Genomic DNA, 3,943 nt, shown 5'->3' with positions numbered 1-3,943 from the left:
ATCTCGAGTTTTTTTGTGTTTGTGTGTTTTTGTCTTTTGCTTCACTCACCTACTCCCACTCGCGCTCTGTGTGTGGGGGCGGGCGGGGCGCGGGGCCGCCCGGCGCCCCCCCCCTCGCCGGGATCAACCCCACCCGGCGCGGTCCCGAGCTGGCGCGCGACATCCTGCACACCGACTGCCGGATCCTGGTCACCGAGCGCGCCCACCTGCCGCTGCTGCGCGGGCTCGACCTGCCGGGCGTACGGATCCTGGTGACCGGCACCGAGGAATACGCGGCCCTGCTCGCCCCGTACGCGGGCGCGAAACCGGGCGAGGCAGTCCTCGCGTCCCCCGGTCCGGGCTCCCGCTTCCTCCTCTACTTCACCTCGGGCTCCACCGGCGCCCCCAAGGCCGCCGTCTGCAGCCAGGGCCGGATCGCCGCCGCCGGCGCCTCGCTGGTCCGGCAGTTCTCCGTGACCCCGGAGGACGTCCACTACGTCTGCATGCCGCTCTTCCACGGCAACGCCGTCATCGCCGACTGGCTGCCCGCCCTCGCCGGAGAAGCGGCCGTGGCCCTGCGCCCGCGGTTCTCCGCCTCCGCGTTCCTGGACGACGTCCGCGCGTACGGGGCGACGTACTTCACCTACGTCGGCCGGGCCGTCCAGTACCTGCTGGCCACCGAGCCCCGCCCCGACGACCGCGACCACACCCTGCGCCTCGGCTTCGGCACCGAGGCCGGGGCGGTGGACGCGGCCCGCTTCACCGAGCGGTTCGGGGTCCGGCTGGTGGAGGGGTACGGGGCCACCGAGGGCGGGGCCTCCGTCCAGCGGACCCCGGACACCCCGCCGGGCGCCCTGGGCCGCGCCGGGGCCGGGGACGACCTGGCGGTGATCGATCCGGAGACGGGCGCGGAGTGCCCGCCGGCCGTCCTGGACGCGCGGGGCCGCCTGCTCAACGGCTCCGCGGCGATCGGCGAGCTGGTCAACCGCGGCCGGAGCCTGTTCGAGGGCTACTGGCGCAATCCCGAGGCGGAAGCCGCCCGGACCCGGGACGGCTGGTACTGGACGGGCGACCTCTTCTTCCGCGACGCGGACGGATTCCTCTACTTCGCGGGCCGCACCGACGACCGGTTGCGGGTCGACAGCGAGAACCTCGCCGCGGCGGTGATCGAGAACGTCCTGGCGCGCTGGTCCCCGGCGGCCGCGGTCGCCGTCTACGCGGTGCCGGACGAGGCGGCCGGCGACCAGGTGATGGCGGCGGTCGCAATGGAGGAGGGGAGCCGGTTCTCGCCGGAGGAGTTCTCCGCCTTCCTGGCCGCCCAGCCGGACCTGGGCACGAAGATGGCCCCGTGCTACGTCCGGATCGTGGGGACCATGCCGACCACGGCGACGAACAAGGTCCACCGGGTCGCCCTGCGCCGCTCCGGTTTCCGCTGCCCGGACCCGGTCTGGTGGCGCCCGCCGGGCGGCTCCGGCTACCGGCTGCTGGGTCCGGAGGACCTCGCCGGCCTGCTGGCGGCGTACGCGGCGCACGGCCGGGGCGAGCTCCTGGACCGCTGATCCCCGCGCCGCGGGTACTGGTTTTGAGCACCCCCGAGGACCAGGTAGTATTTTCTCTGTCAGGCGCCGCTAGCTCAGTTGGTTAGAGCAGCTGACTCTTAATCAGCGGGTCCGGGGTTCGAGTCCCTGGCGGCGCACCTGTACTTCGGGCGGTTTCCGGTTCACCGGGAACCGCCCGAAGTGTTTCCGGCCCCACCGGCCCCCGCCCCCTCCGCCGGCCCCAGGCCCTCGGAGGCCGTGGCTCACAGCGTGAGCGACAGCAGCAGCGGCGCAGCCTTCCGGTTCAGTGCGTCCGCGGCGGCCCGCAGCCGGTGCGCGTGCTCGACCGGCATCGACAGGGCCAGGCAGCCCACCGAGGCCCCGGCCGTGATCGGTACCGCGGCGCAGACGGTGCCCACCGCGTATTCCTGGAGGTCCAGCACCGGAACCGTGGCCGGCTGGCTGTCCAGTTTGGAGAAGAGGATCCGCTCGTTCACGATCGTCTTCGACGTGAGCCGGGCGATCTTGTGCCGCGAGAGGTGGTCGCGCCGCCCGTTCTGGTCGAGCTGCGTCAGCAGGCACTTGCCGACCGCGCTGGCGTGCGCCGCGGAGCGGAAGTCGACCCACTCGTGCACCTTCGGGGTGCGGGGGCTGTCCGCGAACTGCGTGATCTTCACCTCGCCGTCCACGTACCGGCTGATGTAGACCGCCGCGCCCACCGAGTCCCGGAGCCGGTCCAGGGTGTCCTGGAGCTTGTCCTGGAGCGCCTGCTGCCGGTCCACGCCGGAGCCGAGCAGCACCAGGGAGTCGCCTATGGCGTAGGCGCCGTCCGACACCTGGAGCACGTACCCCTCGCGGCGCAGCATGAGGAGCATGGGGGCGAGATGGGCCGCGGGCAGGCCGGTCTCACGCGCGATCTGTATGTCGGTCACGCCGCCGGTGTGGCGGGCGATCGTTTCGAGTACGCGCAGGGCGTACTGCACCGAATGGAACGGCGCGGTCGGCTCGGGCTTCAGCGCCACGGTTTTCCCCCTAGCAGGTTGTTACCGCTTGCCCTACCACGATAGCCATCAAGAGGCCCACGTGGAGCGCCTGTTGGGGATATTGATGGCTCGATCACGTCCTCCCGCCAGTGGCTACCCCGTTGGCATATGCCAAGGTCATGGCCGTCGGCGGGGCGCGCCGGGAATGATCGCGCGCCGCCGATGGTTCGAGTTCTTCGTACGGACGGCGAAGCGAGGCGGGAGCGACTATGAGTGACACCGGGGACGCGGATCGGGGAGCGGGCCGGGACGGCCGCGGGGACCGGATCCGGGGTGAGGCCCAGGGCCTCGCACCGGTCCCGCTCTCGGTGCTGGACCTCGTCACGGTCGGCAGCGGCAGCACCGCCCACGACTCCCTGCGCACGAGCGTCGACATCGCCCGCCTCGCCGAGTCCCGCGGGTACCACCGCCACTGGGTCGCGGAGCACCACTCCATGCCCGGGGTGGCCAGCTCCTCCCCGGCCGTGATCCTGGCCCACCTCGCCGCCCACACCTCCCGCATCCGGCTCGGCTCGGGCGGGGTCATGCTGCCCAACCACGCCCCGCTAGCGATCGCCGAGCAGTTCGGCACCCTGGAGGCGCTCGCCCCGGGCCGGATCGACCTCGGGCTCGGCCGCGCCCCCGGCACCGACGGCCGCACCGCCGCGGCCCTGCGCGGGCCCGGGCGCCTCGACGAGGCCGCCGAGGAGTTCCCCCGGCAGCTCGTGGAGCTCACCCGCTTCCTCGACGACGACTTCCCCGACGGGCACCCCTACGCCCGCGTGCACGCCGTGCCCGGTCCCGTGCAGGGTCCCGCCGGGCGGCCCCCGCTGTGGCTGCTCGGCTCCTCCGGGTTCAGCGCCCGCCTCGCCGCCGAGCTCGGCCTGCCCTTCGCGTACGCCCACCACTTCTCGGCGGCCGGCACCCTGCCCGCGCTGGAGCTCTACCGGCAGACCTTCCGGCCCTCGGCCGTGCTGGACGCCCCGTACGCCGTGATCGGGGTGTCGGCGCTCGCCGCCGACACCGACGAGCAGGCCCGGGCCCAGGTGCTCACGGGCGCGCTGTCGATGCTGCGGCTGCGCAGCGGCCGGCCCGGGCTGATCCCGACGCCCGAGGAGGCGGCGAGTTACGGATTCTCCTCGCTGGAGCGGGAGTTCGTCGACGGCTGGCTCGCGAACGTCGTCCACGGCACGCCCGACGAGGTCCGCGCCGGGCTCGACGCCCTGGTGAAGCGCACGGGCGCCGACGAGCTGATGCTGACCTCCAACGCCCACAGCGGGGCGGCCCGGGTGCGCTCGTACGGACTCGTGGCGGACGCGTACGGGATGCCGGTCCGGGCGCCGGGCGCGGCCCCTGCGGCGTGATCCGCGCGGTGCCCGGGGCGGGGTGCGGACGGAGCCGGGT

Annotated in this window: 3 protein-coding genes and 1 tRNA gene; 3 read left to right on the top strand and 1 reads right to left on the bottom strand. The window is 73.5% G+C overall.

Translation table 11 applies throughout. The features are described 5' to 3' along the window. Positions 1-68 precede the first annotated feature (68 nt). Positions 69-1,538 carry an AMP-binding protein gene (locus tag ACFXA3_RS36990; protein ID WP_385194658.1) on the top strand — a complete coding sequence of 490 codons (1,470 nt, stop codon included), beginning with the start codon at positions 69-71 and terminating at the stop codon, positions 1,536-1,538. A 63-nt stretch (positions 1,539-1,601) separates the two neighbouring features. Next, positions 1,602-1,675: transfer RNA gene (locus ACFXA3_RS36985), tRNA-Lys, on the top strand. A gap of 105 nt (positions 1,676-1,780) precedes the next feature. Here ACFXA3_RS36985 and ACFXA3_RS36980 read toward each other — a convergent pair. Further along, the gene (locus tag ACFXA3_RS36980) at positions 1,781-2,539 is read right to left on the bottom strand and encodes an IclR family transcriptional regulator (RefSeq protein WP_385194655.1); all 759 of its coding nucleotides are present in this window, start codon (positions 2,537-2,539) and stop codon (positions 1,781-1,783) included. Between the two features lie 230 nt (positions 2,540-2,769). Here ACFXA3_RS36980 and ACFXA3_RS36975 point away from each other — a divergent pair, with 230 nt between their 5' ends. Continuing rightward, positions 2,770-3,903 carry an LLM class flavin-dependent oxidoreductase gene (locus ACFXA3_RS36975; RefSeq protein WP_385194652.1) on the top strand — a complete coding sequence of 378 codons (1,134 nt, stop codon included), beginning with the start codon at positions 2,770-2,772 and terminating at the stop codon, positions 3,901-3,903. Positions 3,904-3,943 lie beyond the last annotated feature (40 nt).

Source organism: Streptomyces sp. NPDC059456 (genome assembly GCF_042750055.1).
In the GTDB taxonomy this organism is placed as follows: domain Bacteria; phylum Actinomycetota; class Actinomycetes; order Streptomycetales; family Streptomycetaceae; genus Streptomyces.
This window is presented reverse-complemented; position numbering and strand designations above follow the sequence as displayed.

What these genes read in the sequence shown, in the direction of transcription:
- ACFXA3_RS36975 (WP_385194652.1), top strand. Translation starts at nt 2,770, where the DNA reads ATGAGTGACACCGGGGACGCGGATCGGGGAGCGGGCCGGGACGGCCGC.